24 protein-coding genes are annotated in these 26,107 nt (G+C 72.1%); 11 read left to right on the top strand and 13 right to left on the bottom strand.

The annotated features are described in order from the left end of the window. Positions 1 to 49 precede the first annotated feature (49 nt). Positions 50 to 958, top strand: a complete 909-nt coding sequence (locus tag ACRB68_RS13630; RefSeq protein WP_153532865.1) for a hypothetical protein — start codon at positions 50 to 52, stop codon at positions 956 to 958. Between the two features lie 46 nt (positions 959 to 1,004). Here the strand turns inward: ACRB68_RS13630 and ACRB68_RS13625 are convergent, their stop codons facing one another. From ACRB68_RS13625 to ACRB68_RS13605, 6 genes are all read right to left on the bottom strand, one after another. Then, on the bottom strand, positions 1,005 to 1,901 hold the full coding sequence (locus ACRB68_RS13625; RefSeq protein WP_328594162.1) for a TauD/TfdA dioxygenase family protein: 897 nt from the start codon (positions 1,899 to 1,901) through the stop codon (positions 1,005 to 1,007). Positions 1,902 to 1,918: 17 nt separating this feature from the next. Continuing rightward, complete coding sequence (locus tag ACRB68_RS13620; RefSeq protein WP_153532863.1) at positions 1,919 to 2,728, bottom strand: ABC transporter permease; 810 nt, start codon at positions 2,726 to 2,728, stop codon at positions 1,919 to 1,921. Then, positions 2,725 to 3,519: an ABC transporter ATP-binding protein gene (locus ACRB68_RS13615; RefSeq protein WP_153532862.1), complete on the bottom strand. Its 795-nt coding sequence runs from the start codon at positions 3,517 to 3,519 to the stop codon at positions 2,725 to 2,727. Before ACRB68_RS13615 ends, ACRB68_RS13620 begins: the two co-directional genes overlap by 4 nt. After that, entirely contained in the window at positions 3,516 to 4,538 is a 1,023-nt protein-coding gene (locus ACRB68_RS13610; RefSeq protein WP_153532861.1) for an ABC transporter substrate-binding protein, read from the bottom strand. Before ACRB68_RS13610 ends, ACRB68_RS13615 begins: the two co-directional genes overlap by 4 nt. Before the next feature lie 76 nt (positions 4,539 to 4,614). Beyond that, positions 4,615 to 4,695: a putative leader peptide gene (locus ACRB68_RS42805; protein ID WP_407924296.1), complete on the bottom strand. Its 81-nt coding sequence runs from the start codon at positions 4,693 to 4,695 to the stop codon at positions 4,615 to 4,617. Between the two features lie 261 nt (positions 4,696 to 4,956). Next, positions 4,957 to 6,135 (bottom strand): nucleotide disphospho-sugar-binding domain-containing protein, encoded by a 1,179-nt coding sequence (locus ACRB68_RS13605; RefSeq protein WP_153532860.1) that lies wholly within the window; start codon positions 6,133 to 6,135, stop codon positions 4,957 to 4,959. Positions 6,136 to 6,264: 129 nt separating this feature from the next. On the opposite strand from ACRB68_RS13605, the gene ACRB68_RS13600 reads away from it, so the two are divergent. Beyond that, on the top strand, positions 6,265 to 7,092 hold the full coding sequence (locus ACRB68_RS13600) for a class I SAM-dependent methyltransferase (protein WP_153532859.1): 828 nt from the start codon (positions 6,265 to 6,267) through the stop codon (positions 7,090 to 7,092). A 61-nt stretch (positions 7,093 to 7,153) separates the two neighbouring features. Here the strand turns inward: ACRB68_RS13600 and ACRB68_RS13595 are convergent, their stop codons facing one another. The 7 genes from ACRB68_RS13595 to ACRB68_RS13565 all read right to left on the bottom strand — a co-directional run bounded on the left by ACRB68_RS13595 (position 7,154) and on the right by ACRB68_RS13565 (position 15,256). After that, complete coding sequence (locus ACRB68_RS13595) at positions 7,154 to 8,155, bottom strand: Gfo/Idh/MocA family protein (protein WP_153532858.1); 1,002 nt, start codon at positions 8,153 to 8,155, stop codon at positions 7,154 to 7,156. After that, positions 8,106 to 8,738 (bottom strand): dTDP-4-dehydrorhamnose 3,5-epimerase family protein, encoded by a 633-nt coding sequence (locus ACRB68_RS13590; RefSeq protein WP_235959377.1) that lies wholly within the window; start codon positions 8,736 to 8,738, stop codon positions 8,106 to 8,108. Before ACRB68_RS13590 ends, ACRB68_RS13595 begins: the two co-directional genes overlap by 50 nt. A gap of 14 nt (positions 8,739 to 8,752) precedes the next feature. Further along, a complete protein-coding gene (locus tag ACRB68_RS13585) occupies positions 8,753 to 9,910 on the bottom strand; it encodes a class I SAM-dependent methyltransferase (protein ID WP_153532857.1) in 1,158 nt (385 codons plus the stop codon). A gap of 44 nt (positions 9,911 to 9,954) precedes the next feature. Next, positions 9,955 to 11,193: a phthiocerol/phthiodiolone dimycocerosyl transferase family protein gene (locus ACRB68_RS13580; protein ID WP_153532856.1), complete on the bottom strand. Its 1,239-nt coding sequence runs from the start codon at positions 11,191 to 11,193 to the stop codon at positions 9,955 to 9,957. A 43-nt stretch (positions 11,194 to 11,236) separates the two neighbouring features. After that, a complete protein-coding gene (locus tag ACRB68_RS13575; RefSeq protein WP_153532855.1) occupies positions 11,237 to 11,467 on the bottom strand; it encodes a ferredoxin in 231 nt (76 codons plus the stop codon). Between the two features lie 8 nt (positions 11,468 to 11,475). Next, positions 11,476 to 12,681, bottom strand: coding sequence for a cytochrome P450 (locus ACRB68_RS13570; protein WP_153532854.1), 1,206 nt, complete (start codon positions 12,679 to 12,681; stop codon positions 11,476 to 11,478). A gap of 97 nt (positions 12,682 to 12,778) precedes the next feature. After that, entirely contained in the window at positions 12,779 to 15,256 is a 2,478-nt protein-coding gene (locus ACRB68_RS13565) for a class I SAM-dependent methyltransferase (RefSeq protein WP_153532853.1), read from the bottom strand. 333 nt (positions 15,257 to 15,589) lie between these two features. Here ACRB68_RS13565 and ACRB68_RS13560 point away from each other — a divergent pair, with 333 nt between their 5' ends. From ACRB68_RS13560 to ACRB68_RS13520, 9 genes are read left to right on the top strand one after another with little or no spacing between them, the layout of a single operon-like run. After that, a complete protein-coding gene (locus ACRB68_RS13560) occupies positions 15,590 to 16,771 on the top strand; it encodes a cytochrome P450 (protein ID WP_153532852.1) in 1,182 nt (393 codons plus the stop codon). A 37-nt stretch (positions 16,772 to 16,808) separates the two neighbouring features. Next, positions 16,809 to 17,633: a fumarylacetoacetate hydrolase family protein gene (locus tag ACRB68_RS13555; RefSeq protein WP_194293306.1), complete on the top strand. Its 825-nt coding sequence runs from the start codon at positions 16,809 to 16,811 to the stop codon at positions 17,631 to 17,633. After that, complete coding sequence (locus ACRB68_RS13550; protein WP_153532850.1) at positions 17,630 to 18,664, top strand: polyprenyl synthetase family protein; 1,035 nt, start codon at positions 17,630 to 17,632, stop codon at positions 18,662 to 18,664. Before ACRB68_RS13555 ends, ACRB68_RS13550 begins: the two co-directional genes overlap by 4 nt. Further along, a complete protein-coding gene (locus ACRB68_RS13545) occupies positions 18,665 to 19,729 on the top strand; it encodes a UbiA family prenyltransferase (RefSeq protein ID WP_194293305.1) in 1,065 nt (354 codons plus the stop codon). A 46-nt stretch (positions 19,730 to 19,775) separates the two neighbouring features. Further along, positions 19,776 to 21,491 carry a prenyltransferase/squalene oxidase repeat-containing protein gene (locus ACRB68_RS13540; RefSeq protein WP_207709686.1) on the top strand — a complete coding sequence of 572 codons (1,716 nt, stop codon included), beginning with the start codon at positions 19,776 to 19,778 and terminating at the stop codon, positions 21,489 to 21,491. After that, entirely contained in the window at positions 21,488 to 22,777 is a 1,290-nt protein-coding gene (locus ACRB68_RS13535) for an FAD-dependent oxidoreductase (RefSeq protein ID WP_207709685.1), read from the top strand. The genes ACRB68_RS13540 and ACRB68_RS13535 overlap by 4 nt, the downstream gene beginning before the upstream one ends. Before the next feature lie 59 nt (positions 22,778 to 22,836). Next, positions 22,837 to 23,691, top strand: a complete 855-nt coding sequence (locus ACRB68_RS13530; protein ID WP_153534775.1) for a TauD/TfdA dioxygenase family protein — start codon at positions 22,837 to 22,839, stop codon at positions 23,689 to 23,691. Continuing rightward, on the top strand, positions 23,691 to 24,440 hold the full coding sequence (locus ACRB68_RS13525) for a tryptophan 2,3-dioxygenase family protein (protein WP_153532848.1): 750 nt from the start codon (positions 23,691 to 23,693) through the stop codon (positions 24,438 to 24,440). Before ACRB68_RS13530 ends, ACRB68_RS13525 begins: the two co-directional genes overlap by 1 nt. 58 nt (positions 24,441 to 24,498) lie before the next feature. After that, positions 24,499 to 26,097 carry a tryptophan halogenase family protein gene (locus ACRB68_RS13520; protein ID WP_153532847.1) on the top strand — a complete coding sequence of 533 codons (1,599 nt, stop codon included), beginning with the start codon at positions 24,499 to 24,501 and terminating at the stop codon, positions 26,095 to 26,097. Positions 26,098 to 26,107 lie beyond the last annotated feature (10 nt).

Raw genomic sequence — 26,107 nt, 5'->3', positions numbered from 1 at the left:
TGTCCCCGCCATGCATTCCGGACACGGCCGGAAACAGGAGTGTGTGTCGATGAAGCAGTACCTCACCCGCCGCCGGGGCATCGCGGCGGCCGCCGTGCTGGCCGTCGGGATCGCCGTGCCGGTCACCGTCGCGCAGGTGTCGGGGTCGTCCGCCGACGCCCGGCCGCGCACCGCGGCGCCGGTCGCCGCCGACGCCGCCGCCGCGGCGCGCACGGCGTTCTACGCCTACCACGGCAAGACGGCCGCCTATCACCTGGCGGCCTACAAGAAGCTGAAGGGCGCCGGCTACCGGCCCATCTCGCTGAACGTCTCCAACCGGGCCAACCCCGCCTACGCGGCCGTGTGGGTCAAGCGGTCCGGGCCCGCCTTCACCGAGGTCGTCGGGAAGAACGCCGCCGGCTTCCAGTCGTCGTTCAACGCGCTGCGCAAGAAGGGCTACCAGCCGACCGTCGTCACCGCCACCGGCGAGGGCAAGACGGCGCTCTACGCGGGCATCTTCGAGAAGAAGGGCGGCAAGTTCTCCGCCCACGCCAACCTCACCGCCGCCGGGCTGGCCAAGTACAACAAGTACGCCGCCCAGCACGGCTTCATCCCGGTGTCGGTGGACGCCTACGGCAGCGCCAAGTCCCCGCGCTACGTCGCGGTCTGGAACGCCAACCCGCGCCACGTGAAGTGGAACGTGTCGGTGGCCAGGTCCTTCGCCGCGCACGACAAGCTGTTCCAGGCGCAGATGAAGCGCGGCTGGCGCCCGTCGTTCGTGGCGGTCGGCACCGGCCTGACCTACACCGCCATCTGGCGCAACGACCGGATCGGCGCCTGGTACGAGTACACCGGCATGTCGTCGTCGGGCTACCAGCAGCGGTTCGACTACTTCAAGGCCCGCGGCTTCCACCCGATCCAGGTGGCCGCCGGCGGCGCGGGCGCGAACGCCCGCTACGCCGCCATCTGGGCCCGCTGACGCCGAAACGGGCCTGGGCGACGCCGCCCAGGCCCGTTCAGGCGGCTCAGCCGGCGAGCGCCTCCTCCCGGGGGAGCGCCGTGTAGTGGTCGGCGTCGTCGCCCTCGATGATGTAGCTGGTGTCGCCGGTGACGCCGACCGGGACGTCCCCGGCGACGGTGACACGGTGCAGGACGCGCGGCTGGTCGCCGTAGTCGTCGGGGGCGTAGTGCTGGGTGATGCGGTTGTCGAACAGGACCAGGTCGCCCGGGTTCCACTGGACGCGCAGGACGTTCTCCGGGCGCGTCACGTAGGCCTGCAGCAGGCGCAGGATGTCGCGCGACTCGGTCCCCGAGAGGCCGACGAGCTTCTGCGCGAACCCGCCGATGAACAGGCCGCGCTCGCCCGTCTCGGGGTGCACCCGCACGACGGGGTGCGCGGTCCGGTAGCGGCGCGAGGTGAACACCTGCCGGTACTCGGCCGCCTTGTCGGCGTTGACGCGCGGCAGCGCGTAGTCGTAGTCGTTGGTGTGGACGGCCCAGAGCCGGTCGGCGAACTCGCGCAGCGGCTCGGGCAGGTCGCGGTAGGCCGCGGCGGAGTCGGCGATCAGGGTGTTCCCGCCGTGCGCGGGGACGACCAGGGCGCGCAGCGTGCTCAGCCTCGGCGGGGTGCGGATGAACGTGACGTCGGTGTGCCAGGTGTTGGAGCGGATGCCCTCCTCGCCGCGCACCGGCAGGATGTCGGGCTGCCCCTCGACGGAGGGGACGGTCGGGTGGGCCTTGGTCAGCGGGCCGAACCGGGAGGCGAAGCGCAGCTGGCCCTCGTCGTCCAGGCCGGCGTCGCGGAACACCAGCACCCGGTGCTTCAGCAGCGCGGCGTTGATCTCCTCCAGGGGCAGGGCGTTGGGGTCGGCGCCGGTGTACTCGGCGCCGAGGCGGCCGCCGATCGGGCGGGGCTCGGACACGGGTCTCTCCTTCGGGATCAGCGGGCGGTGGGGTCGGCCAGCCGCAGCAGCAGCCGCAGCAGGCCGTCGAAGACGAAGCCGAGGACGGCGATCTCGGCGATCCCGCTGAAGATCAGCGGGGTCTGGAGGTAGTTGCCGGCCTGCAGGATCAGGAAGCCGACGCCGCCGGTGGCGGCGATCATCTCGGCGGCGATGATGGCGGTCCAGGCGCCGCCCATCGCGATGCGCATGCCGGTGATGACGCCGGGCACCGCGGCGCGCAGCCGCACGTGCAGCATCGTGTGCAGCGGCGAGGCGCCGAGGCTGCGGCTGGCGTGGCCCAGCTCGGCGGGGACGGCGTCCAGCGCGCCGAGCGTCGCGACGGTCACCACCGGCAGCACCCCGAAGAGGATCAGCGCGATCTTCGAGGTCTCGCCGATGCCGAACCAGACGACCAGCAGCGGGATGAACGCGATCGGCGGCAGCGGCCGGACGACCGCGATGACCGGATCGGCGAGCTCGCGGACCACCCGCACGCCCGCCATCGACGCGCCGAGCAGCAGCCCCGCGGCGGACCCGAGCAGGAACCCGGCGAGGATGCGGCCGGTACTGATCAGCGCGTCCTGCAGCAGCGTCTTGCCCTGCACCTCCGGGTAGGGCTTGGCGAGGTACTCGCCGAAGGTGCGCACGGTCTCGGTGACGGTCGGCAGCGTGACCGGATCACCGATGACCCGGGCCGCGGCCTCCCAGAGCACCAGCACCAGCACGAGCGAGCCGGCCCCGGTGCCGACCCGCCGGTAAGAGCGGCGCCGCCGCGGCACGACGACGGCCTCGATCACAGCGGTCATCGCTCCAGCACCTCCCTGATCCGCCGCTTGGCCTGCACGAACTCCAGCGTCTCGGTGTCGTCGTAAGAGCGGGGCCGCGGCAGGCCGATGTCGAGGACGGCCTTGGTGCCGCCGGGCGGCGCCGACAGCACGCACACCCGGTCGCCGAGCAGGGCCGCCTCCTCGACGTCGTGGGTGACGAACACGATCGTGGTGCGCCGCTTCTGCCACAGCTCCAGCAGGAAGCGCTGCATGCCGGCCCGGGTGATGGCGTCGAGCGCGCCGAACGGCTCGTCCATCAGCAGGACGCCCGGATGGTTGATCAGCACCCGGGCAAAAGCGGCCCGATGCCGCATCCCCCCGGACAACTCATGCGGATAGGCGTCCCGCGCGTCGGCGAGGCCCACGGTCTCCAGCAGCTCCGCGGCTTCCTCCCGCACCTCGGCGGTGAGAACGCCCCGGGCCTTGGGCCCGTACAGAACGTTCTGCCAGGTGGTCAGCCACGGGAACAGGTTCGGCGTCTGAAAGAGCACACCCCGCTCGTGACCAGGCCCGGTGACCGCCCGCCCGCCAACGATCACCTCACCGGAATCAGCGGACGTGAACCCGGCGATGATGCTGAGCAGCGTGGACTTCCCGCACCCCGACGGCCCGAGCAGGCAGAGGAACTCGCCCGGCTCGACGTCGAGGCTGACCCCCTCCAGAGCGGCACGGCCGGGGCGCCTTTTCCGATGGAACGTCTTATGGACGTCCCGGATCCGCACCCCCGTCGCCTGCTCGGCGACGGCGGGACTCTCGACGACGGCGCTCATTTGCAACCTCCCGCCTGCGCCTTGTCCCAGAACGAGGGGTCGATGTGAGCGGCGATCTGCTCGGCGGTGGGCACGGACTTCGCCCGTCCCTGCGCGACGAGGAACTCACCGGTCAGCTTGAAGTTCTGCGCGAGCCGTCCCGAGGAAGCCTTCCCATCGGCTCCCTTCAGCCAAGCCCCCTCCTCCTCCGCCGGCACATACGGATAGGACTTGGTGGCCGTGATCGCGTCCTCCGGCTTCACGCCGAGGAACCGCGACGCGGGCGTCACGTACTTGCCGACGTCAGGCCCCTTCACCAGCGTCTGCGCCTTGGAGATCTGGCAGACGAGCCCCTGCACGACATCGGGATGCTGCTTGGCGTAGGCCGAGGTGACAGCCAGCAGGTTGACCGCCGCGTACCCGAGCTTGGCGACGTCGGCCGAGGCCACCAGCACCCTCGCCTTGTGCTTCTGCAGCTCCAGCAGGAACGACCGGCTGATGTAGACCGCGTCGATCTTGCCGGCCTTCCAGGCGGCGGCCTCCGCGGCCTCACTGGCGAAACTGGCGATCTGCACCTTGCCGGTCAGCCGCTGCGACGCGAGCCATCCCCGCAGCTGGAAGTCCAGCGTGGACCCGACCAGCACACCGACCTTCGTCAGGTCGCCGGGCGCCTTGATCTTGTCGTTGACGGCCAGCCCGGACGCGTCGATGCTCTCGACGAACACCGCCTTGACGTCCGTCCCGTTGCTGAACGCCCCCACCAGCGGCGGGTTGCCCACCCCGGACACGAACGGGAAGGCACCGGCCCGCAGCTGCGCCATCCCGGCGACCCCGCTGTCGATGGGCCGCAGCTCGATCTTCCCGGGCACCTTCGCGGCCAGCTCGGGGTTGGCCGCCACGACAGCCTCGGGCCCGGCCACGGCCCCCTGGAAGTAGCCGATCTTGACACCGCCGGTGGCGCCCGTGGCGGACGCCCCGCACCCGGCGAGCGCAAGGCCGAGTACAGCGGCTCCGGCAACACGGAATCTGTGGTCGAGCATGGGGGGATCACTCCTGAAGCACGGCCCGGCGACACACGGACCTGAAAACGGGTTCGGAAGAGAGGGAGCGGGCGGATCAGACCGCCGGACAGCTCGCAGCAGTGACACGGCGGAGGTCGACATGCCGCCGCCGAACGAGAGAGACCCGAACGCGCATGCCGTCATGAGAACACGCCCGGCCCCCGCCACGCAACTATTCCTACCGTTTTAGTTGAGAATCACCCTGCCTGCTCGAACGCCCCCGCCAACGCACAAAGCCCCGGACGCCCACCGCCCGGGGCCCCGCGCTCAGCCCCGGCTGGTGCTGGTGACCCAGAAGGGCCGGCTGCCCTGGCCCACCATCGAGCCGGTCGATGAGCCCTCTGCCGAAGACCTCGCCCAATGAGCGATCACGGCGCACCGGACTGTGGAACACGACCTAACCGGTGGCAGAGGACGCCAGCCGGACCAGGCGATCGACGACCTCGGCCGGGGCGGGTTGTGCCGCCATTTCGGTGCGGAGATCGTTGGCGGCGTCCCGGACCTTCTCGTTGGTCAGGGCTTCTGTTATCGCGGACTTCACCAGGCCGGGGGTCGCGGTCGCCACGGGGATGTTGGTGCCTGCTCCGGTGGCGGCCATGCGGTCGCAGTAGGCGACCACATCGGGGGTCGCCGTGAGGGAAACCTGCGGGACGCCGTGGCAGGCGGCCGTCATCATCGTGCCGCTGCCGCCGTGGTGGACGATCGCGTGGCAGGTCGGCAGGATCTCGTTGAGCGGGATGTTCTCGACGACCCTGACCGCGGGCGGCAGGCTCTCGGTGAACTCGCGGTCCCGGCCCGCCACGGCGAGGACGATCTCCACGTCGAAGTCCGCCAGGGAGTCCATCACGTCGGTCAGCGGGAAGCTTCCGATGCCCTCGCGGCGGACCAGCATCGATCCCCAGGTGACCAGGACGCGCCGTTTCCGGGGCGGGCTCACGAGGGCCGGCGGGATGACGCTTGCGCCGTTGTAGGGGACGAACCGCATCGGAATCCGGGACGGGATCTCGCTGACCTGCAAGCGCGTCGTGCAGGCGTCGATCGTGGCGGTGGCGCTCTCGGGTTTCGGCTCGCATCCGTATTCCGCGTGGAGGGCCCGCAGAGACTCGGGCCAGTCCTCCACCGGCTGGCCCGCGCCGGGGTAGCCGAACATCCGCATGATGTCGGCCCCCCACAGCTGCGTCACCAGCGGGACCCGGGCCCGCGCGGCGACGATCGGGGCGGCGAGCATGAGCGGATCGCCCACGACGAGATCGGGGCGCCAGTCGCGGGCGAGCGGGACGGCGTCGGCGGCGACGGCGCGGGCGAGCGCGGTGTGCGACTCGGTCATCGCCCGGAACATCGCCATCGGGTCGCTGTCGGCCCCGTCGAGGAGCCGGCGGTTCCGGCGGACCTCGACCGCCATGTCGTAGGACTCGGCGACGGGGACGAGCGGCAGGCCGGAACCGACGACGGCGGCCGTGACGGACGGCTGCGCCGCCACCCGGACGTCGTGGCCCGCGGCACGGAAGGCCCAGATCAGCGGCACCATCGGCAGGTAGTGCGACGGCGCCGAGAACGGAAGGAAAAGGATGCGCATGAATCGACGTTGGCGGATGGCCATGGGGGTGGCAATTGCGAATTTTGGGGGTATTCGGACGGCGCTCCGGCTGCTAATCGCGGGGGCGCCCGATTGACCAATGGGCAAGCGCCCTCTTAGAGTGGGCGCATGACCACTCAACCGCCGGAGAACGCGCCCGCCTCGATTTTCACGCCCGGGGAGGCCAAGCGGGCAGCGGAGTCGTTCGGCGTGGACGCCGAACGCTATGACCGGACACGGCCCCGCTACCCCGACGCCATGGTGGCGGCGATCACCGCCGCCAGCCCGGGGCCGCGCCTGCTCGACGTCGGGATCGGCACCGGCATCGCCGCCCGGCAGTTCCGGGCGGCCGGCTGCACGGTGCTCGGGGTCGAGCCGGACGAGCGCATGGCGGACTTCGCGCGGCGCACCGGACTCGAGGTCGAGGTGGCGACGTTCGAGGAGTGGGACCCCCGCGGCCGGCACTTCGACGCGATCGTCTCCGGGCAGACCTGGCACTGGGTCGATCCGGTCGTCGGCGCGGCCAAGGCCGCCGAGGCGCTGCGGCCCGGTGGCCGGCTGGCGGTGTTCTGGAACGCGGCCGAGGTGCCGCCCGACCTCGGCGAGGCGTTCGCCGAGGTCTACCGCCGGGTCGTCCCCGACTCGCCCGCCGCCCGCCTGCCCGCGCCGTCCGGTGCGGGCGGGTACTCGGCGCTGGGGGACAAGGCCGCCGACGGCATGCGGCAGGCGGGCGCGTTCGGCGACGCGGAGCAGTGGCACTTCACGTGGGAGCAGACCTACACCCGCGACGAGTGGCTGGACCAGCTGCCGACGACCGGCCTCCACACCCGGCTCCCCCGCGACGTCCTGGACCAGGTGCTGGCGGGCATCGGCGCAGCCATCGACGAGGCGGGCGGAAGCTTCACGAATCACTTCACCACCCTGGTGGTCACCGCGGTGCGGGGCGGCGCCGCCTGACGGCACGGCATCGCCTCGCAGGGACGCGGCACCGACCCACCCGGGCGGTGCCGCGTCCGGTTCAAGCCCGGGAAACGCGGGTGTACTCGGCCTTGTCGCGGATGTCGTCCAGCAGCCCTGCCCGGTGCAGCGACTCCTCGTTCCAGGACGTCAGATCGCCGCCCTCGCGCACGGCGGCGGCGAAGAGGCCGACGACGTTGGCGAACTGGTCCGCCGGTGGCAGGACGATCTCCTCCCGGTGGTCCTGGCGCTCGATCCGGACGACCGGGCTGTACGCGGGCGGCGGCGTGAACACCCGCTCCAGCCCGAGCCGGCCGGAGCTGCCCCGCAGTTCGTAACCGGAGTGGTAGGAGTGCTCCATGCCGAAGGTGAGCTGGGCGGTGACCCCCTGCGGATCGGACAGCAGGACGCCGCCGCCCACCACGGCCCCGCCCTCCCTTTCGGCGCGGAGCACCGCGCCGACGAGCCTGAGGTGCGGCCCGAGGAACCGGAGCGCGGCGGCGACCGGATAGACGCCTATGTCCACCAGGGCGCCGCCGCCGACGTCGGGCCGGTACCGGATGTCGTCACGCGGCTTCGGGGGGATGGTGAAGCCGGCCGCCAGCGCCCGGACCTCGCCGATGGCCCCGCCCGAGACCAGATCGTCAACGCGGGCGTGCTGCGTATGGTGCAGGAACATCATGTTCTCCAGCAGCAGGCGCCCTCGTTCGCGCGCCAGGGCGATGAGCCGCTCGGTCTCCCGCCGCTCGGTGGTGAACGGTTTCTCGACGAGGACGTGTTTGCCCGCCAGCAGCGCCCGCTCGACCCATTCGGCGTGCAGCGCGGCCGGAAGCGGGATGTAGACGGCGTCGACGTCGTCGCGTTCGAGCAGCTCCGCGTAGTCGCCCAACGCCGTCCCGGCGCCGAAGGCGCCGGCGAACCTCTCCGCTTTCGCGACGTCGCGGCTCGCGATGGCGCGCACCTCGATACCGCCGTCCGCCCGCATCGCGGGCAGGGTCCGCCGCAGGGCGATGTCAGCGCAACCGATCACCCCTAACCGGACCGGGACGCGTCCGTCCGTCATGAGCCTCCTCTTCCCCAGGTAGGGTGCCGCCCGGCCGGTAGCGGGGCAGCAGGCCCGCCGCCGCCGCTTCGGCCAGCGTCGGCGCCGCCGCGTCCTTGTCCGACCTGATCGGCTCACCGTCCAGATTCCACGGAATGCCCAGCTGCGGATCCAGCGCCTGGATGTCGAGCATCGTTCCGTGGACGTACTCGGTGTCGCACAGGTAGTTCATGCACGTGTCGTCCGTCAGCGCCAGGAAGCCGTGGCCGAGCCCGTCCGCCAGGTAGACGCCGATGCCGGACTCCGCCTCCTGCGGCGTGATGTCGAACCGTCCGAAGGTCGGCGAGCCCACGCGCAGGTCCACCACGACGTCGAGCGCGGCCCCCCTGACACAGGTCACCAGCTTGGCCTGGCCCGGCGGGCTGGTGGTCCCGTGAATGCCGCGCAGCGTGTTGCGCCTGGACGCCGAGAAGTTGGCCTGGCGCACCACGAACGGGCGGCCGAGATGGGAGGCCAGCTCCTCGAACCGCCACGACTCGTAGAAGCTGCCGCGCCGGTCCTCCAGATGCGTCGGGGTGATGCGGTAGGCGTCCAGGACGGACATCGGCTCGATCTTCATCATCGCGGTGTGGAGGGCGAGGACTCGAAGAGCTGCGAGACCGCGGGCGCGATCCCGCCCTCGGCGTTGTGGCCCTTCTCGATGAACGCGATGTTGTGGTAGACGTGCACGCCCACCACGCTCTGGGCGATGTCGTCGCCCGCCTCGCCCGGCCGCTCCTGGTAGTGCAGCTTGTCGAGCAGCGCCTGGAGCATCCCGATCGACGTGGTCGGCGGGGAGACGGGGCTCTCGTCCCCGCCGAACTTGGTGCAGTAGGCGGTCCAGATGTCCTCGATGATGTAGAAGCCGCCCGGCCGGACGTACCGGAACAGCGCCTCGAACGAGGTGAGGATGTGTTCGTTGACGTGGCTCCCGTCGTCCACGATGACGTCGAACGGCCCGTGTTCCTCGCCGAACGCCCGGAGGAAACCGGGATCGTTCTGGTCGCCCCGCACGGTGCGCAGCCGGGGCTCGTCCAGCCCGTGCTTGGCGAAGACGTCCAGCCCGGTCATGAGGCCGCGCGGGAAGTAGGCCTTCCACATCTTCAGCGACCAGCCGCCGAGGCCGGGGTCGTCGTACCCGCCGATCCCGATCTCCAGCAGCCGCACCGGTTCGCCGCGCAGGGCGCGCAGGTGCCGCTCGTAGTGCGGGGTGTACCAGTGCCAGGTGCCCCACTTGTCGGTGCCGTGCCGGACCGACAGCTCGCCGAGGTCGGACGGCCCGGCGGAGCAGCCGCTGAGCACCGTGTCGACCGCGCGTCCGACCGAGTACCAGTCCCCGCGCAGCGGCCCGTCGTACAACGCCTTCGCCGTGGGCCGCTCCACGAGCAGCCTGCTGCGGTGCGTGCCGGGGCGGCGTTCCCGCAGCGGGCCGTAGAGGCTCCGGACGAGCTCGGCGAGCTCGAACTCCAGCAGGAAGATGGCCGTGTCCGGCTCGCCCTCGACCAGAGTGACCGGCCGGCCGGCCTGCACGCCGATCGTGTGGGTGAACCTCTCCCCGCCGTGGAGCAGGTCGAGCCGGACGTGGACGTGGGTCTTGTTGGACGGCAGCCGGCAGCGGAACACCAGCTCTTCCACGGCGAGGGAGCAGACGGCCTTCGCCCCGACCTCCTCGATGGCGGCGGCGAGTTCGGTTTCGCGCCCGCCCGCGGCGAGAATGAGAAGCTCGGCCTGTTCCATTGTGACTTGCATAGTTGTCTCCCAGCTGTAGGGAAGGGAACGCCTCAGACGGGGGAACTCGCACCCGTCGCGGCCGGCGCTGCCATGCGGTTCTCGATTTCCCGTGTCAGGCGCCGCACCAGCTCGTCGGTCAAAAACGCGCGGTTGTAGATGAGGTCCAGGTTCAGCGAGCCGTTCGTGGTGTTGGAGACCAGGGCGGGGACGCGCATGAAGGGCATGGTGGCCACGGAGCGGATCGTCCCGAACCGGAGGTCGCCGGCGGTGGACGGAAAGGCCAGCCGGCCGAGGTTGGAGATGCTCACCGAGATCTCCTGGGTCCGCGGCAGGTCCAGCCTTCCGGCCGCGAGCAGCCGCGCCTGGTGGAGCGCGCGCTCCGCGGCGACCTCCATCTCGCCGTCCACCTGGACGCCCACCTCGGCCGGGGACGCGCCCGGCGGCACCGGCAGGTTGATGATCACGCTGCCGACCGCGCTCATGGCCGCCTCCGGCGGGATCGGCGGCGTCAGCCGGCCGCGCAGGTCCACCTGGAGGCAGAGCGCCAGCACCAGCGGCTCCCCGGACTCGTGCAGGGCCCGCAGCGATGCCGCCATGACCCCCGCGACCAGGCTGCCGACCGACAGCCCGTGCCGTTTGGCCGCTGCGATGAACCGGGCCGTGGTCTCCCGGTCGAACGGGAGGTTGCGGAAGCCGAAGCCCACCGGTCCGTTCGCCGGCGCGGACTGCGGCGCCAGCGTGGCGATCTCCGGGGGCGGGGCGGTCTGCGGCGGCGGGGCGGCCCGCGGGGGCCCCGCCCGGCGCAGCACCTCTTCGAGCGGTGGGTCCAGGTCGTCGCGGTGGACGACGGGCACCGGGACACCGCGGGTCAGGGCGTCGTAGTACTCGACGAGCCGCTGCAGGAGCGCGGTGATCAGCCGCCCGTCCGCGACCGCGTGGTGGATCGCCAGGACGATCGTGCAGCGCCGCCCCTCGCGGAGGACGACCAGGCGCGACGCCCGCTCGCCGACCCGCCAGGGCGTGCCGACCACGTCGCTGAACGTCGTGCCGTCCTCGTGGAGCACGAGCGGTGGCCGGCCCGCGATGACCCGGAGCACGAACCTCCCGCCGTCCGTCCGGGCGATCTGTGTCCGCAGGATCGGATGGGCGTCGGCGAGCAGTCGCATCGCGCGGTCCAGCGCGTTGACGTCGAGGCCGCCCTCGGCCGTGACGGTGATGAACGCCGGACTGGCTCCGGACGCCACGATCATCGACTCGCGGGGGGTGAGGACGCGTTCGTCAAAGGGCAACGGGAATCCTTTCCGGGCCGGGCGCGACGACCGGGCGCGCTGGTCACGGCTGGGGGGCGAGGACGGTCCTGGTGTCCGTCGTGCGGACGAGGATCGCCTCGACCGGGCAGAAGTCGGCGGCGTCGATGACGGCGTCGTCCGGTTCGATGACCTCGGCCGCCGGCCGGGAGCGCCCCTCGACCAGCGCGAAGTGCTCCTCGGCGATCGCGGTGCACAGCCCGGAGCCGATGCAGGTGCGCCGATCGACCTGGACCCGCCACCGTCGCCCGTCCATGGCGCCCCTCACCAGCTCACCGGCAGGGCGTTCGGCCCGCGCACCAGCAGGCCGGTCTTCCACGGCACCTCGTCGGCCGGCACCGCCAGGCGCAGCGCCGGGAAGCGCTGCAGCAGCGAGCCGATCGCGACCTGCAGGATCAGCCGGGCCAGCTGCGCGCCCAGGCAGTGGTGCAGGCCGTGCCCGAACGTCAGATGCGGGTTGGGCCGGCGGGTGAGGTCCACGTCGTCGGGATGGTCGAAGACCGACTCGTCCCGGTTGGCGGCTTGGGCGTTGACGAACACCGCCTCTCCGGCGCGTACCAGGACACCGCCCACCTCCACGTCCTCCGTGGCCACCCTGGCGAACGAGCCGCCCGTGCCGAACTCGACGTAGCGCAGCAGTTCCTCGACCGCGCCGGGCACCAGGTCGGGCCGGTCGCGCAGCAGGTCCCAGCGGTCCGGGCGGGTGAGGAGCACATAGGTGAAGTTGGAGATCTGGTTGGCCGTCGTCCCGTGGCCCGCGATCAGCAGCCCGACGCCCAGGTTGACCAGTTCCTCCTCGCTCAGCCGGTCCCCCTCGTCGCGGGCGGCCACCAGCGCGCCGAGCAGGTCGTCGGCCGGGTGCTCCCTGCGCTGCCGCACCATGCCGGCGAGGTAGGCCAGCAGGGCGTCGCGCACGGCGAAGATCTCCTCGCGCGTGTAGGCGGTGGTGGACAGGATCGCGTCGGAGAAGTCGCGGAACCGGTCCTGGTCCTGCGGGGGGACGCCGAGCATCTCGCAGAGCACGGTGATCGGCAGCGGCAGCGCGAGGCCGCGCACCAGGTCGGCGGGCGGCCCGGACCGCTCGATCTCCTCCAGCCGCGCGTCCACGATCTCCTGGACGCGCGGCCGGAGCCGCTCGACCCTGCGGTTGGTGAACGCCTTGGCGACCAGCCGGCGCAGCCTGCTGTGCTCCGGCGGGTCCATGCTCAGCAGGAAACCGCCGCTCGCCGGTTCCGGCGTGGTCCGCGGAACGTCCTCGCGGCCCACCGTCGCGGCGCGGCTGAACCTCGGATCCGCGAACACCTTCTTGGTGTCCTCGTAGCGGGTGACCAGCCAGCCCTCGCCGCCGTAGGGCAGCCGGACGCGGGAGACCGGCTCCTCGCGGCGCAGCCTGGCGTAGAGCGGATCCACCTCGACCCCGGCCGGCTCGCCGATGAACGGATATTCGCGCACCTCGGAATTCATGGTCATGGAATCTCCTCGCCGAGGCTCCTCATAAGCGTTTCCGCCGCAAGAGCCACTTTGCCGGACGCCGCTTTCGGCAACAATCCGCGATTAGCCGGGATGGTCACTCGACCGCATGTGTGCTAGGGGCCGTTCGGGTGAACCGGCCGATCTTCCATTCCAGGTTGAGCCCGTGCGCCGTTCCGGCGGGGCCGTCCATCAGTTCGGGCAGCACCCGGTCGAGGAGGAGATGGCGAATCACCTCCTCGCGTAGAACCGGGTCGGAGATCTCCGCGAGATACTCCCGCTGGTTGGCCGGAACGAGCGCGGCCATCAGGCATTCCTCGGCCAGGATCTCGTAGGTACGGCGTTCGACGGCCCCGGCGAAGTACGGTGCCAGCTCCGCGGCGACCGCGTCGCCGTGCCGCGGTCTCGGCAGGATCCGGCGGTCCGCGCGCCGCTGGGCGCTGGAGCGCGACACGCCGCGAACGCTCGCCGCCGCCTCCCTCAGGACGGGGGAGAGGGCTTCGGGGCGCTCGTCGTCAAGGGCGGCGAGCCAGTACCTGCGCATCAGGCGGTTGGCGTCGTGGAACAGCAGGGAATCCGCGGCCGGCGCGGCGAGGTCGGGCGCGCTGAACGCGAGGACGCCTCCCGGCCGCAGCACCCCGGCGATGGAGGGCACGGCCTTGCGCATCGCCTTGTCGTCGAGCAGGTGGAAGACCATGTTCGCCAGCACCGCGTCCACCTGCCGGCCCGCGGTGACGTCGAGGAGCGGGCGGAACCGGCCATCGGCGCCGCGTAACGCGTGGAAGCGCGTCCATGACAGGTCGCGCAGCAGCGCGAACCCCTGCGCGAACCAACTGCCTGGGATGTCCACCAGATGCAGTTCGAGGGAGGCGCCGCGCTCGGCCAGCCGGCCCGGGACGTCCCGCTCGGCGCACGCCTTGATCAGTTCGATGGACGCCAGGCCGGTTCCCGCGCCGTAGTCCAGCACCCGGACGGCGTCGCCCGGGCGCACCTGCCCGATGCGGGACTCCACGGCCTCCAGCACATGCCGCACGACGATCCCGGTCGCTCCGGCGCACCACCCCCGGGGCCGGGTCAGGTCACCGCCGGTGAACAGCAGATCGTGGAGTTTCCGGCCGTCGGCCAGGTCCGTGCCCGGCTCCGGCTGCCAGGTGTCGCGGCGCTCGGCCGGCTCGTGGCGGGGGAACGGCCTGGCGGGCACCAGATGGTTGAGGGAGACCGCAACGAAGGGGCGGCCGCTCGGGTAGCGGCGCTCCAGGTGGCCCACGGGTTCCAGCCCCGCCAGGCGGCAGCAGTGCAGGAACGCGGAGTGCTCCACGAGGTACTGGTGGGACAGGGCGTGATAGGTGTCCAGGGCCACCGAGTGCAGTGCGCCGGGGTGGCGCCGGGCCAGGCGCGGGGCCACGCTGTGCGCCTCCAGGACGACGAGGCCGTGCTCGCGGACGTGGGGCGCCCAGCGCCGGAGATGCCGGACGAGGTCCGACTCGATCTGCGCGGGGCTCAGCGGGGCGCCGTCCGGGGAGACATAGGCGCCTGAGGACCGGCCGGGTGCGCCGCTGGCGGGGTCCCCGCCGGCATAGGTGCGGTCATGGTCGATGAACGACCGGATGTGCAGCCCGTCCTCGATGGCGAGCCCGTGCCGGGTGAGCAGCCTCGCCAGCGCGTCGGGGTCGGTGACGTCCCCCGGCAGCAGCAGCGGGTCGGGCACGCCGGCCGCCTCCAGGACGGCACGGGCGCGGTCGAGCGCGACCGGGCTGACGTCGATGCCGACGTAGCGGATGCCGTCGCCGAGCATGCCGTGCAGGTGGGCCAGCCAGCTCCCGTCGCCGCACCCCGTGTCGGCGATGAACGCGGGCCGCGGCCTGCGCCGGAAGATCTCCCTGATGACGGGGTCGGCGTCGGTGAAATACCGCCGGTGGGCCGCCGAGCTCGCCTCGACGTTGATCCGGCGCTGGCAGTGCCACTCGCCGTCCCCCGGGACGACGAGCAGCTCGCCGCGTAACAGCGGTTCCAGCCGGCTCAGCATCGGAAGGTAGGAGCCGATGAGGCCGCAGTGGCCGGCGAAGTCGAGACCCGCCCGTCCCCGCGGGGTCCACGCGCCGTCGGGGCCGAGCCAGCCGAGGAGCCGGAAGAGGCGGGCGAAGTCCCCGCCGGGGCGGTGGAGGCGTCCCGTCCCGTGCAGCGTCAGGATCGCGGGAAGGGCGAGGGGCGCGTCGAGGTGGACGGTGCCCGGCGCGTCCGGGTCGGCGGTGCGGCGCCACGTCTCGTGCGTGTCGAGCGCTTCGGCGAAGGCGGCTTCGGCCGGGCCGTCCCAGGGCCTGGCCCAGGAGTCGGGCGCGTTGTCGTCGAAGCGGGCGAGGAACCGGCCGCCGGCGACATAGCGCGAGCGGTTCCGAAGCGCGTTCCGGCCGCGTTCGGTCCAGGCGGGGGAGGGGGCGGGGTCGATCCAGCCGGCGGCGGCCAGGCCGCGCCAGAGAGCGCGCAGATATCCGCTGTCGGGGAGGTCGCCCTTGCCGTACGGTGCGCCGTCGAGCAGCCCGAACGCATCCAGCGCCCGGACCGCGGAGGCCAGCATCACCCCGTCCTGGAAGAGAAATGCGGTGCGGCGTGCCTCTGCCCGGAGGGAGCGGTCGATTCTGCCGGCCGGGGCGATGACCGCCGCCGGTGGGTCATATAGCATCGGAAGATCTCCAGGAAGGGTTGATTCTGGCGCTCGGCGTGAAATCGACTTTGCCGGGCTCCGCTTGTGCGGACCATTCCTGATTAGCCGGGGTGTTCGTTCACCAGGGCGCGTGCTACGCTCCCGCACCGCCCCGGCCCCTGGCTGAAAAGCGCGTGTTCTCCCGAGCGCCACCCCTCTTTATCGGGGTGGTCGGAACTCGCCGGTCTCAGGCAATGTTGCGGAATCATGCCTAGGGATTACATCATCGATTATCCGAGTTCCGCCGATTATGCGGGCGAGCTCCCCCCGGAGTTCGACGCGCTGCGCGGGCAGGGCCCCGCATCCCGGGTCCGCCTGCCCGACGGCCGGACCGCCTGGCTGGTGACCCGCCACGAGGACGTCCGGACGGTGCTGGTGGGCGGCCGGTTCACCCGCGATCTCACGGAACCGCGCGATGGCGGGGACGGGGCGAGCCCGGTGCGGACGGTGAACATGGACGGCCGCCCGCACGCGCAACTGCGCGGCCTGGTGTCGAAGGCGTTCACCGTCCGGCGGGTCGAGGCCATGCGCCCGCGCATCCAGCGGGTGGCCGGCCGGCTGCTCGACTCCATGGAGGAGCAGGGGCCGCCCGCGGACCTGGTCCGGCATTTCGCCGCCCCGCTGCCGTCCATCGTCATCTGCGAACTGCTCGGTTTCCCCCATGCCGACCACGAGATGCTCAGCGACTGGTGCGATCGCATCACCACGGTGGACGGGCAAGGACCCGGCCGGCAGGCGGGCCTGGAACTCGGCGCCTACATCGACCGGGCGGTCCGGGCGAGACGCGCGGGCACGGGGCCGGGCACCGACCTGCTGAGCACCCTGGTCCAGGCCCACGACGACGAGGAGCGGCTCACCCACGAGGAACTCGTCCTGCTCGTGATCGTCCTCCTGGCGGGCGGGCTCGAGACGACCCAGACCGCGATCAGCGCCGGGCTGGCCAGGCTCCTGCGGAACCCGGACCAGCTGGGCAGGCTGCGCGCCGACCCCGGCCTCATCGACTCGGCGATCGAGGAGCTCCTCCGCTTCCAGCCGGTCATCGACCTCAACCGGGTCCAGAAGGCCACCGAGGACGTGTGGCTGGGCGAGCGGCTCGTGCGCGCGGGCGACCTGGTCCAGATATCGATCAACTCCGCCAACCGTGACGACGAGGTCTTCCCCGGCGGCGACCGCTTCGAGATCGCCCGGGAGCCGAACCCGCACCTGGCGTTCGGCCACGGAGCGCACCACTGCCTCGGCGCCGCCCTGGCGCGGGCCGAGTTGAAGACCGCGTTCTCGGCGCTTTTGCGCCGCTTCCCGCGCCTGGATCTGGCGGTGCCGCCGGAGAGCCTGCGCTGGCGGGGCGGCCATGTGACGCTCCGCCTGGAGGAGCTGCCCGTGACCTGGTGAGACCGCCTCTTGCCCGGTCCGCATGGAAGGAGCACACATGCTCGTCTGCAGGTATTCCGACGGTGGCCGGCGCGGATACGGGCGCGTCGACGACGACCACGTCGTCCCGGCCGACTACGACCGGGACACCAGGCGCTGGGTGCGGCGCTCCGGTCCCGCGCGGCCGATCAGCGAGGTCACGGTCCTGGCCCCCGCCGAGCCGACCAAGGTCGTTTGCATCGCCCTCAACCACGGGACCGGGCGCCCGGCGGACCCCGCCTCCACCGCCGTCGTCCTGAAGCCGCCGTCATCGCTCACCGGCCCCTGGACCTCCATCGGCCATCCGGGGCGCCCCTGGCTGCTGAAGCACGAGGCGGAACTGGCCATCGTGATCGGAACGCGCTGCAAGAAGGTCCTCCCGGCGCATGCGGAGGAGGTCGTGGCGGGCTACACGTGCGCGAACGACATCACGGCGTACGCGCACCCGCAGGACGGCGGCGCTCCGGCCGGGGACCTGGTGTGGGCCAAGCACTTCGACGGCTGCACGCCCCTGGGGCCCTGGCTGGCGACGGACCTGGACGTGGCGGACGCCGAGATCACGTGCAGCGTGGACGGCGCGATCCGGCAGCGCGGCAGCACCCGGGAACTGCGCACCCCGGTCCACGACGTCATCGCCCTGGTCAGCGAGCACATGACGCTGCTGCCCGGGGACGTGATCCTCACCGGTACCCCCGCGGGCTCCGGTCCGCTGCCGCCGGGCAGCCGGGTCGAGGTGGCGATCGAGGGCATCGGCGCCTTGTGCAACACCATCGACGAGCCGTCCGGCGCGGCCCGGGAGCCGGACGCCGCCGGAAGCGAACGAGAAAGGTCGTTCACGCCATGAGCACGATCGACGAAGACGCACACTTACGAGCGGCCGGGCGGCCGGACCCGGCCGCGTTCCTGGAGGGCCGCGACCTTCTGGAACGCGACCTGCTCGGGCTCTGGCAGGGCCGCCACGACAACCTGCTGGACCGCATCTCGGAGTACGCCCTGGTGCCGGCGGGCAAGCTGCTCCGGCCGCTGCTGGTGCTCGAGTCGGCACGGTGCGTCGGCGGCCGTCCCGAGGACCTGGCCCGGCCGGCCCTCGCCCTGGAGTACCTGCACGTCGCGACGCTGGTCCACGACGACATCATCGACGAGGACGACATGCGCCGGGGCCGCCCCTCGGTCCAGGCGGCCTTCGGCCTCGCGTCCGCCATCGTCGCCGGAGACGGGCTGCTGCTGGAGACCTTCGCGGCCCTGACGGGCCCGCTGCCCGGGGACGTCCCGGCGGACGCCGTCGTGGCGCTCGTGAACGTCACGGCCGAGGCCGGGCTGAGCGTGTGCCGCGGGCAGCTCATGGAGACCGAGCTCGTCGGCGACCTGGAGTGCGGGGTCGACCGGTATCTGACGATGGCCGGGCTGAAGACGGGGGCGCTGTTCGAGGCGTCCTGCCGGGCGGGTGCGATCCTCGGCGACGCTCCGCAGGAGTGGGTCGAGGCGCTGGGCGTCTTCGGGAGCCGCCTGGGCGTCGCCTTCCAGATCCGTGACGACCTGCTGGCGTTCGACGGCACGTCCGCGCTCATCGGCAAGCCCCAGGAAAGCGATCTGCACAACCATCGCCCCACCCTGCCGATCCTGCTGGGATACCAGCGCGCCTCCGCCGACGAGCGCAAGAGGCTGGCGCGTGCCTTCCACGAAGACCAGCCGGCGGACAGGTCCTACGCCGTGGTGAGCGAGGTCCTGGAGGCGACGGGCGCCCGGGAGGCGGCCGGGGAGGTCGCCGCCGGGCTGATCCGCCAGGCCAAGGACCGCCTCACGGCTCTTCCGGCCTGCGAGAGCGTCGTCACGCTGGCGGGGATCGCGGACTACGCGGCCCGGAGGCGGTTCTGAATGAGCGGCCACCGGTTCCGAAGGACGCTCACCGCCCACCTGCGGACATGGCGGCCCTACACCCTCTGGTACGTCGGCCTGGTGGGGCTGGCCGGCGAGAGCCTGACCCGCGAGATCGCCGGCGGCGGGCGGCAGGCGGCGGGCCCGCTCGTCGCGTGGCTGGTCCCGACCCTGGTCTGGATCGCGGCGCACTACCTGGGCGACTACCTCGACCGCGACCTCGACGCGATCGGGAAACCGCAGCGGCCCATCCCGTCGGGGCAGTTGCGGCCCTCGACCGCGCTCGCCTGCGGGGTGATCCTCGCGGCGGGGGCCTGCGCGGTCGCGCTGATCGTCAACTGGCGCACGCTCCTGATCTTGGCGGGCGGCATCGGAGGCGCGGTCGCCTACAACGGCTTCTTCAAGGCGCGGGGACTGTGGGGCAACCTCGTGCGCGGCGCCCTCACCGGTGGCGCGCTCCTGTTCGGCGCGATGATGGCCACGTCCGCGCCGCCGATCGGGCTGCTTCCGTTCGTGCTGGTGTTCTCGGCGCACGACGCCGCCTCGAACCTGGTCGGGACGCTGCGCGACGTCGCCGGGGACCGCGAGGGCGGCTATGCCACCTTCGCCGTGCGTCACGGCGTCCGGGCGGGGGCGTGGGCCGCCGTCGCGCTCTACGGCGTGGCCGTCGCGGCGGCGGTGGCGGGACTCCTGGTGGTGCCGGGCGGCCGGTGGACGTCGCTCGCCGTGACCCTGGTCGCCGCGGCGCTCGGCTGCCACGCGTTCAGGGTGCTCTTCGTCCCCGGGCGCGTCCCGCCGTGGCGCGCCGCCCTGCGGTCGCACGAGGTGCTCGTCGCCGAACGGCTCGTGCTCGCGGACGCTCTGCTCGTGCCGGGCCTCGGCTTGCCGGTGGCGATCGCGCTCCTCCTGCCGATGCTCGCGGTCACCCTCGGCACCCAGCGGGCGATGCGTTCCGCGCACGAGTTCCCGCCGGGCGACCGCGCGCACACGCCCGGTGCCGCCGGGCCGGACGGCGCGGGGGCGGTCCTGTCGTTCACGCCGGCACGGGCGGAGCGTCTGCGTTGACCGATACGAAGCGAGGGAAGACGAGGGTGGTCCCATGTGCGCGACCATGAACAGTCGGATCGAGGGTTCGGTCGTGCGGGCCGCCGAGGCCCTGTTCGCGCTGCAGCGCCCGGACGGATCCTGGCCGAACCGGCGGCCCACCGCCGTACTGGGCACGGCCGGCGCGGTCGTCGCCCTGCACCTGGCCGATCCCGAGCGCTCGCGCGACCTGGTCGAGCGGGGCGTCCGGTGGCTGGCGGGCGCCCAGAACGCCGACGGCGGGTGGGGCGGGGTCGCCGGAGCCCCCACGCAGCCGGTGCCGACCGTGGTCGCGGCGTCGGCCCTGCACCTGCTGGATCCGCAGGCGTCGCGGGAACCGGTGCGGCGCGCGACGGACCTGCTGGACCGGCAGGGTGGGATGCGGGCGTTCACCGATCCCGGTATGGCCCACATGGCCGCGACCTTCCTCATGCTGGCGGGCCTCGGGGACATCCGGGGGGCACGGCGCATCCCGCTGGAGCTGCTCATGCTCCCCCGGCGGTTCTGGCGTGCCCGGCTGTCCTTCCGGGTGGCGCCTTTCGTCGCCATGGCGTTCGTCCAGGCGCGGCACAGCCCGCCGAAGGGCTTCCAGCGCCTGCTGAGCCGGCCGGCCAGATCGGCCGGGCTCCGCGCGCTCGCGGAGGTGGAACGCGGCGAGAACGATCGCGGCGGCTACGGCGGGGACAACTGGCTGGTCGCGGTGGTGTGCATCGGCCTGTGCTGCGCCGGCGCGCCGGACGCCCTGATCTCCGAGGCCGTCGGCTACCTCCGGTCGAACGTGCACGCGGACGGCTCCTGGCACATCATGCAGGGACTCGATCTGATCGGCGGTTCCTACATCGCGCGCGGCCTGGCGGATGCCGGGTTCGCCGCCGACCCCCGGCTGGCGCGCGCGAGGCGGTGGCTGCGCGGCTGCCAGCAGGACGAGGCGTTCGCGATCTTCGACGCGCCCCCCGGCGGCTGGGGCTGGGAAGGGCCCCGGGGGTGGCCGAACATCCTCGACAGCGCCAATGTGCTGTCCGCCCTCGTGGCGGCCGGCCGGGAAGGCGGCGGGGAGGACGGGGCGGAGAGCCTGCGGCGCGGGCTGCGCTGGCTGGAGTCGCGGCAGGACCGCACGGGCTCGTGGGGGACCTTCGTGCCCGACACCACGCTCGCGAACGACGGCCCGTGCCCCTACGTGACCGCGCAGTCCGTCGAAGTCCTGCTCGACGGCGGCGCCTCCCGGCAGGACCCGGGAATCGGCAAGGCGCTGGACTGGCTGCTCGCCCACCAGCGTGCCGACGGCACCTATGAGGCCCTCTGGTACCGCGGGCTCACTCCGGGGACGTCCATGGCGCTCGTGGCCTTCGGCCGTACCGGGCTCGCCGGCCACCCGGTCGCCGTGCGCGCCCGCGAGGCCCTGCTGGACGCCCAGCTCGCGGACGGGTCGTGGGGGCCGGGTGAGACCGGCACGCCCGGCGACGACGCCTCGGCGGGGACGGTGGAGGAGACCGCGTGGGCCCTGCGGGGCCTGCTCGCCTGCGGCGTACCGGCGGACGACCCGCGCCTGCGGCGCGCGGCCGGATGGATCGTCTCCGCCCAGCAGAGCGACGGCCTGTGGAAGGCGAGCCCGGTCTGCATGCACATCCGCGATCTCGCCTACTACGTGGACGGTCTGATCGTCAACGGGCTCGCCCTCAAGGCGCTCGGGAGCTACCGGGCCGCGGCGGCGGACGGCCCGTTCGAGAAACAGAGGGCGTCATGACAACGGGATACGCGCCGCAACCCCTGGACGCCGACGTCGTGATCTGCGGATCAGGCGTCGCGGGCCTGGCGGCGGCCAACGCCCTCGGCAGGCTCGGGCTGGACGTGGTCCTGCTGGACAAGAAGCGCCGGCAGCCCCCGATCGCGAAGGGCGAGGTCCTCCAGCCCGGCTCGCTGGACATCCTGCAGGGGTGGGACGTGCTCCGCACGCTGGAGGCCAGGCGGGCGGTCCGCATCGACCGGCTCGTCGCCAGGAGGGCGGACGGCGCCGAACTGCTGGCCATGGACTTCGGGGCGCTCGGCGGCGAGCGGTCCTGGATGCTGTCCCACCACTACACGACGATCCTGGAGTGCCTCGGGGAGTCGCTGGGCCCGACGGTGCGGTGGCGGCGCGGTGTCCTGGTGGACGACGTCATCAGGGACCCCGGCGGCCGTGTCGCCGGAGTGCGGGTCACCGAGGGCGGCGCCACGCGCGACATCGGCGCGCGGCTCGTCGTGGCGGCGGACGGCATGTCCTCGCGGCTGCGCAGGTCGGCGGGGATCGCGGCGGAGCCCGTCGCCTACGGTCACCGGCTCCTGACCTTCGAGCTGCCGTGCCCGCCGCCGGTCGCCGGCGAGGTGTCCGCCTATGTCACCGACCGCGGGCTGGTCATGGTCTATCCGCTGCCGGAGGGGGCGACACGCGTCTATGTCCAGGTGACGGCGGACGAGATGAGGGGAGGTGGGGCGGACCGGCTGCGGCGGTGGACCGCGGAACTCGTCGGTCAGGTGCCCGCGCTCGGCCCGCTCGCGTCCGCGATCCCCGGCGGCCTGGACCGCCGCCAGCTGCTGAAGGTCTGGCGGTACGTGGCCGCGTCGCTGGCGCGGCCCGGCATCGCCCTGATCGGTGAGGCCGCGCACAGCGTGCATCCCCTGGCCGCCCAGGGGATGAACACGGCCATCGGCGACGCGCACGCGCTCGCCGCCCGGCTCTCCGGCATCGACTTTGGTGACGGCGCGGCGGTGGACGGGGCGCTGCGCGGCTACGAGGACCAGCGGATGGGCAGGATCGGCGACGTCCACGCGATGAGCCACAACGCCGCGCGCATGATGACCTCCACGTCGCGCGGCGGCCGGCTGCTGGGCCGGCGGCTGCTGTCCGGCACGGCCAGGAGCGCGCGGCTCAGCTATCTGACGACCTACAACATGTCGGGCCTCGGCATGCGCCGCCTCGGGCCGCTGGACAGGCTCTTCCAGCTGGGCGTGCTGCCCGATCGCAGGGCGATGCCCTCGCTCGCGCCGGAGTGAGCCGGACCCGGATGTACCGCTGACCGATGAGAACGGAAGTGTGAGAGATGGCGGAGTCAATGACGACGGCGTTCGATGTCCGGCCGCTGTCGGGCGCGCTGGGCGCCGAGGTCCGCGGCGTGCGGCTCGCGGAGATCACCGATGAGGAGTTCGCGGAGCTGCGCCGGCTGCTGCTGAGATACCTGGTGATCTTCATCCGGGGCCAGCACGACTGGCCGCCCGGGTCGCGCGTGGCGTTCGGCCGGCGCTTCGGGGAACTGGAGGTCCACCCCTACCTGCCGCATCTGGAGGGGCATCCGGAGATTCAGATCATCGACTCGGAGCAGGACGGCAAGATCCCGATCTGGCACACCGACATGACCTACTCGCCGAACCCGCCCATCGGCTCCATCCTGCAGATCGTGCGCAGTCCCGGCACGGGCGGCGACACCATGTGGTCGAACCAGTACCTGGCGTACGAGGCCCTGTCGGCGCCTCTGCGCGAGCTGCTCGACGGCCTCACCGCGATCCACGCCATCCACATTCCGGGGCTGGACAGCAGGGCGGAGCACCCCGTCGTCCGGGTGCATCCGGAGACCGGGCGGCGGTCCCTGTTCGTCAACCGGGCCCACACCTCGCACATCGCGCAGCTCAGCCGCAACGAGAGCGACGCGCTCCTGCAGTTCCTCTGCGAGTTCTCCACGTCCCCGGAGTTCACCTGCCGCCACCGGTGGCGGGACGGCGACGTGGCGATCTGGGACAACAGGGCCACGCAGCACTATGCCGTCGACGACTACGCCGAGCGCCGGACGGGACTGCGCGTCGTCGTCCTCGGCGACAGCCCCGACGGCGACCGGCCCCGGTGGGAGCACTTCCGGCCCAGGCCGGGCGAGCGTTACGCGCCGGCCCGCGTGAACGCGAAGGAGTCCTACTGATGTCGCGGGCGCCGGCGGAGCCGGCGTCGTGGGAACCGCGCTACGGGGACTTCCTGCGGCTGGACACGCTGCTGTCCTTGCAGCGGGAGTCGGCGGAGGCGCACGACGCGCATTTCTTCTTCACCGTGCACCAGGTGTACGAGCTGCAATTCAAGATCGTCCTTTATGAGCTGGACGCGGCCGTCGCGGCGGTGGCGGCCGACGACATCCCGCGCGCGGTGTACTGCCTGCGGCGCGTCCGCGCGGTGGAGGAGATCCTGGTCGCGCAGGTCGCCACGCTGGAGACGATCAGCCCGGGGGGCTTCGCCGCGCTGCGCGGGACGCTGGCGGGCTCCAGCGGCCTGCAGTCGGTCCAGTTCCGCGAGATCGAGTTCCTGTCCGGGCTGAAGGATCCGGACTACCTGACCACGACGCGCATGTCGGAGCCCGAGCGGACCCGGCTGGAGCGCCGGATGGCCGAACCGTCCCTGTGGGACGAGTTCCGGCGGCTGCGCACGCGGCAGGGCGATCCCGACCTGGTGGAGCTGTACCGGGCGGAGGTGCCCGGCGACGGGCTGGTCCGGCTGGCCGAGGCGATGATCGAGCACGACGAGGGCTTCGGGCTCTGGCGGGCCCGGCACGTCCCCATGGTGGAGCGCCTCATCGGGCGGCGGCGCGGCACCGGCGGTTCCGCCGGGGTGGCCTATCTGCACGCCACCACGGCCAAGCGCTTCTACCCCGAACTCTGGGATCTGCGGGCGAGGGTGTGAGCCCGCGGTCCAGCGATCCGCACCGCGAACGTGAAACACGGAGAAGGGCAGGGAAACCATGGACGCCTTCGGCAACCGCATCAAGAAGATCGTCATTCTCGGCGGGGGGACGGCCGGCTGGATGGCCGCGTCCTATCTGGGCAAGGCCTTACAGGGCACCGTGGACATCACGGTGCTGGAGGCCCCTTCGATCCCGCGCATCGGCGTCGGCGAGGCGACCGTGCCGAACCTGCAGCGGGCGTTCTTCGACTACCTCGGCATCCCCGAGGACGAGTGGATGCGCGAATGCAACGCCGCCTTCAAGCTGGCGGTCAAGTTCATCAACTGGCGCAGCCCCGGTGAGTCCCAGAGCACCCCGCGCGACCTTGACGGACGCCCCGACCAGTTCCACCACCCGTTCGGCCTGCTGCCGGACGAGGACCAGATCCCGCTGTCGCACTACTGGTTCCAGCGCCACCACGCCGGGAAGACCGACGAGCCCTTCGACTACGCCTGCATGGCGGAACCGGCCATGATGGACGCCAAGCGGGGGCCCCGGTGGCTGGACGGCCGCCGTGCCACCCGGTACGCGTGGCACTTCGACGCCCAGCTCGTCGCCGACTTCCTCTGCCGCTTCGCCACCGGGCGCCAGGGCGTCGAGCATGTCCAGGACACGATGCAGGAGGCGCTGCTGGACGAGCGCGGCCACATCACCGGCCTGCGCACCGCCAGTGGCAGGGTGCTGGAAGGCGACCTGTTCGTGGACTGCTCGGGGTTCCGCGGCCTGCTCATCAACAAGGCCATGGGCGAGCCCTTCGTGGACATGAGCGACCACCTGCTGTGCGACCGCGCGGTGGCCACGGCGATCCCCAACGACGACGAGCGCCTCGGGGTCGAGCCGTACACCTCGTCCATCGCGATGAAGTCCGGCTGGACCTGGAAGATCCCGATGCTGGACCGGTTCGGGACCGGCTACGTGTACTCCAGCCGGTTCGCCTCCCAGGACGAGGCGACCGAGGAGTTCAGCCGGATGTGGGGCCTGGACCCTGAGAAGGAGACGTTCAACCACGTCAGGTTCCGCGTCGGCCGCAACCGCCGGGCCTGGGTGAAGAACTGCGTCAGCGTCGGACTCGCCTCGTGCTTCGTCGAGCCGCTGGAGTCCACCGGCATCTACTTCACCTACGCCGCGCTGTACTGGCTGGCGAAGCTCATCCCGGACGGCGACTTCGACCCGGCCCTCGTGGACCGCTTCAACCGCGAGATCCAGGTGATGTTCGACGACACGCGGGACTTCCTGCAGGCCCACTTCTACTGCTCGCCGCGCATCGACACCGAGTTCTGGAAGGCCAACAAAGAACTCAAGCTGTCCGACGCCATCCAGGAGAAGATGGCGATGTACAAGGCCGGGCTCGCGATCAACCAGCCGATCACGGGCGAGAGCGACTACTACGGCAACTTCGAAACGGAGTTCCGTAACTTCTGGACCAACGGCAGCTATTACTGCATCTTCACCGGGATGGGATTCCTGCCCGACCGGCCGCTTCCGGCACTGGCCTACAAGCCGGAGTCGGTGCGCGCGGCGGAACCGCTGTTCGATGAGGTCAAGCGCCGCCAGCGGGAGTATGCCGAGACGCTGCCCAGCAACTACGAGCTGCTGCGGGCCATTCACGGCCGCTGACGCGGCGGCG

Origin of the sequence: Actinomadura macrotermitis (assembly GCF_009604375.1) — a bacterium.
In the GTDB taxonomy this organism is placed as follows: domain Bacteria; phylum Actinomycetota; class Actinomycetes; order Streptosporangiales; family Streptosporangiaceae; genus Spirillospora; species Spirillospora macrotermitis.
Note: the sequence above shows the minus strand (reverse complement) of the source record. Positions and strands in the feature narration are given on the sequence as shown.

What these genes read in the sequence shown, in the direction of transcription:
- ACRB68_RS13630 (WP_153532865.1), top strand. Translation starts at nt 50, where the DNA reads ATGAAGCAGTACCTCACCCGCCGCCGGGGCATCGCGGCGGCCGCCGTG.
- ACRB68_RS13620 (WP_153532863.1), bottom strand. Translation starts at nt 2,728, where the DNA reads ATGACCGCTGTGATCGAGGCCGTCGTCGTGCCGCGGCGGCGCCGCTCT.
- ACRB68_RS13615 (WP_153532862.1), bottom strand. Translation starts at nt 3,519, where the DNA reads ATGAGCGCCGTCGTCGAGAGTCCCGCCGTCGCCGAGCAGGCGACGGGG.
- ACRB68_RS13610 (WP_153532861.1), bottom strand. Translation starts at nt 4,538, where the DNA reads ATGCTCGACCACAGATTCCGTGTTGCCGGAGCCGCTGTACTCGGCCTT.
- ACRB68_RS42805 (WP_407924296.1), bottom strand. Translation starts at nt 4,695, where the DNA reads ATGCGCGTTCGGGTCTCTCTCGTTCGGCGGCGGCATGTCGACCTCCGC.
- ACRB68_RS13605 (WP_153532860.1), bottom strand. Translation starts at nt 6,135, where the DNA reads ATGCGCATCCTTTTCCTTCCGTTCTCGGCGCCGTCGCACTACCTGCCG.
- ACRB68_RS13600 (WP_153532859.1), top strand. Translation starts at nt 6,265, where the DNA reads ATGACCACTCAACCGCCGGAGAACGCGCCCGCCTCGATTTTCACGCCC.
- ACRB68_RS13595 (WP_153532858.1), bottom strand. Translation starts at nt 8,155, where the DNA reads ATGACGGACGGACGCGTCCCGGTCCGGTTAGGGGTGATCGGTTGCGCT.
- ACRB68_RS13590 (WP_235959377.1), bottom strand. Translation starts at nt 8,738, where the DNA reads ATGTCCGTCCTGGACGCCTACCGCATCACCCCGACGCATCTGGAGGAC.
- ACRB68_RS13585 (WP_153532857.1), bottom strand. Translation starts at nt 9,910, where the DNA reads ATGGAACAGGCCGAGCTTCTCATTCTCGCCGCGGGCGGGCGCGAAACC.
- ACRB68_RS13575 (WP_153532855.1), bottom strand. Translation starts at nt 11,467, where the DNA reads ATGGACGGGCGACGGTGGCGGGTCCAGGTCGATCGGCGCACCTGCATC.
- ACRB68_RS13570 (WP_153532854.1), bottom strand. Translation starts at nt 12,681, where the DNA reads ATGACCATGAATTCCGAGGTGCGCGAATATCCGTTCATCGGCGAGCCG.
- ACRB68_RS13565 (WP_153532853.1), bottom strand. Translation starts at nt 15,256, where the DNA reads ATGCTGGCCTCCGCGGTCCGGGCGCTGGATGCGTTCGGGCTGCTCGAC.
- ACRB68_RS13560 (WP_153532852.1), top strand. Translation starts at nt 15,590, where the DNA reads ATGCCTAGGGATTACATCATCGATTATCCGAGTTCCGCCGATTATGCG.
- ACRB68_RS13555 (WP_194293306.1), top strand. Translation starts at nt 16,809, where the DNA reads ATGCTCGTCTGCAGGTATTCCGACGGTGGCCGGCGCGGATACGGGCGC.
- ACRB68_RS13550 (WP_153532850.1), top strand. Translation starts at nt 17,630, where the DNA reads ATGAGCACGATCGACGAAGACGCACACTTACGAGCGGCCGGGCGGCCG.
- ACRB68_RS13545 (WP_194293305.1), top strand. Translation starts at nt 18,665, where the DNA reads ATGAGCGGCCACCGGTTCCGAAGGACGCTCACCGCCCACCTGCGGACA.
- ACRB68_RS13540 (WP_207709686.1), top strand. Translation starts at nt 19,776, where the DNA reads ATGAACAGTCGGATCGAGGGTTCGGTCGTGCGGGCCGCCGAGGCCCTG.
- ACRB68_RS13535 (WP_207709685.1), top strand. Translation starts at nt 21,488, where the DNA reads ATGACAACGGGATACGCGCCGCAACCCCTGGACGCCGACGTCGTGATC.
- ACRB68_RS13530 (WP_153534775.1), top strand. Translation starts at nt 22,837, where the DNA reads ATGACGACGGCGTTCGATGTCCGGCCGCTGTCGGGCGCGCTGGGCGCC.
- ACRB68_RS13525 (WP_153532848.1), top strand. Translation starts at nt 23,691, where the DNA reads ATGTCGCGGGCGCCGGCGGAGCCGGCGTCGTGGGAACCGCGCTACGGG.
- ACRB68_RS13520 (WP_153532847.1), top strand. Translation starts at nt 24,499, where the DNA reads ATGGACGCCTTCGGCAACCGCATCAAGAAGATCGTCATTCTCGGCGGG.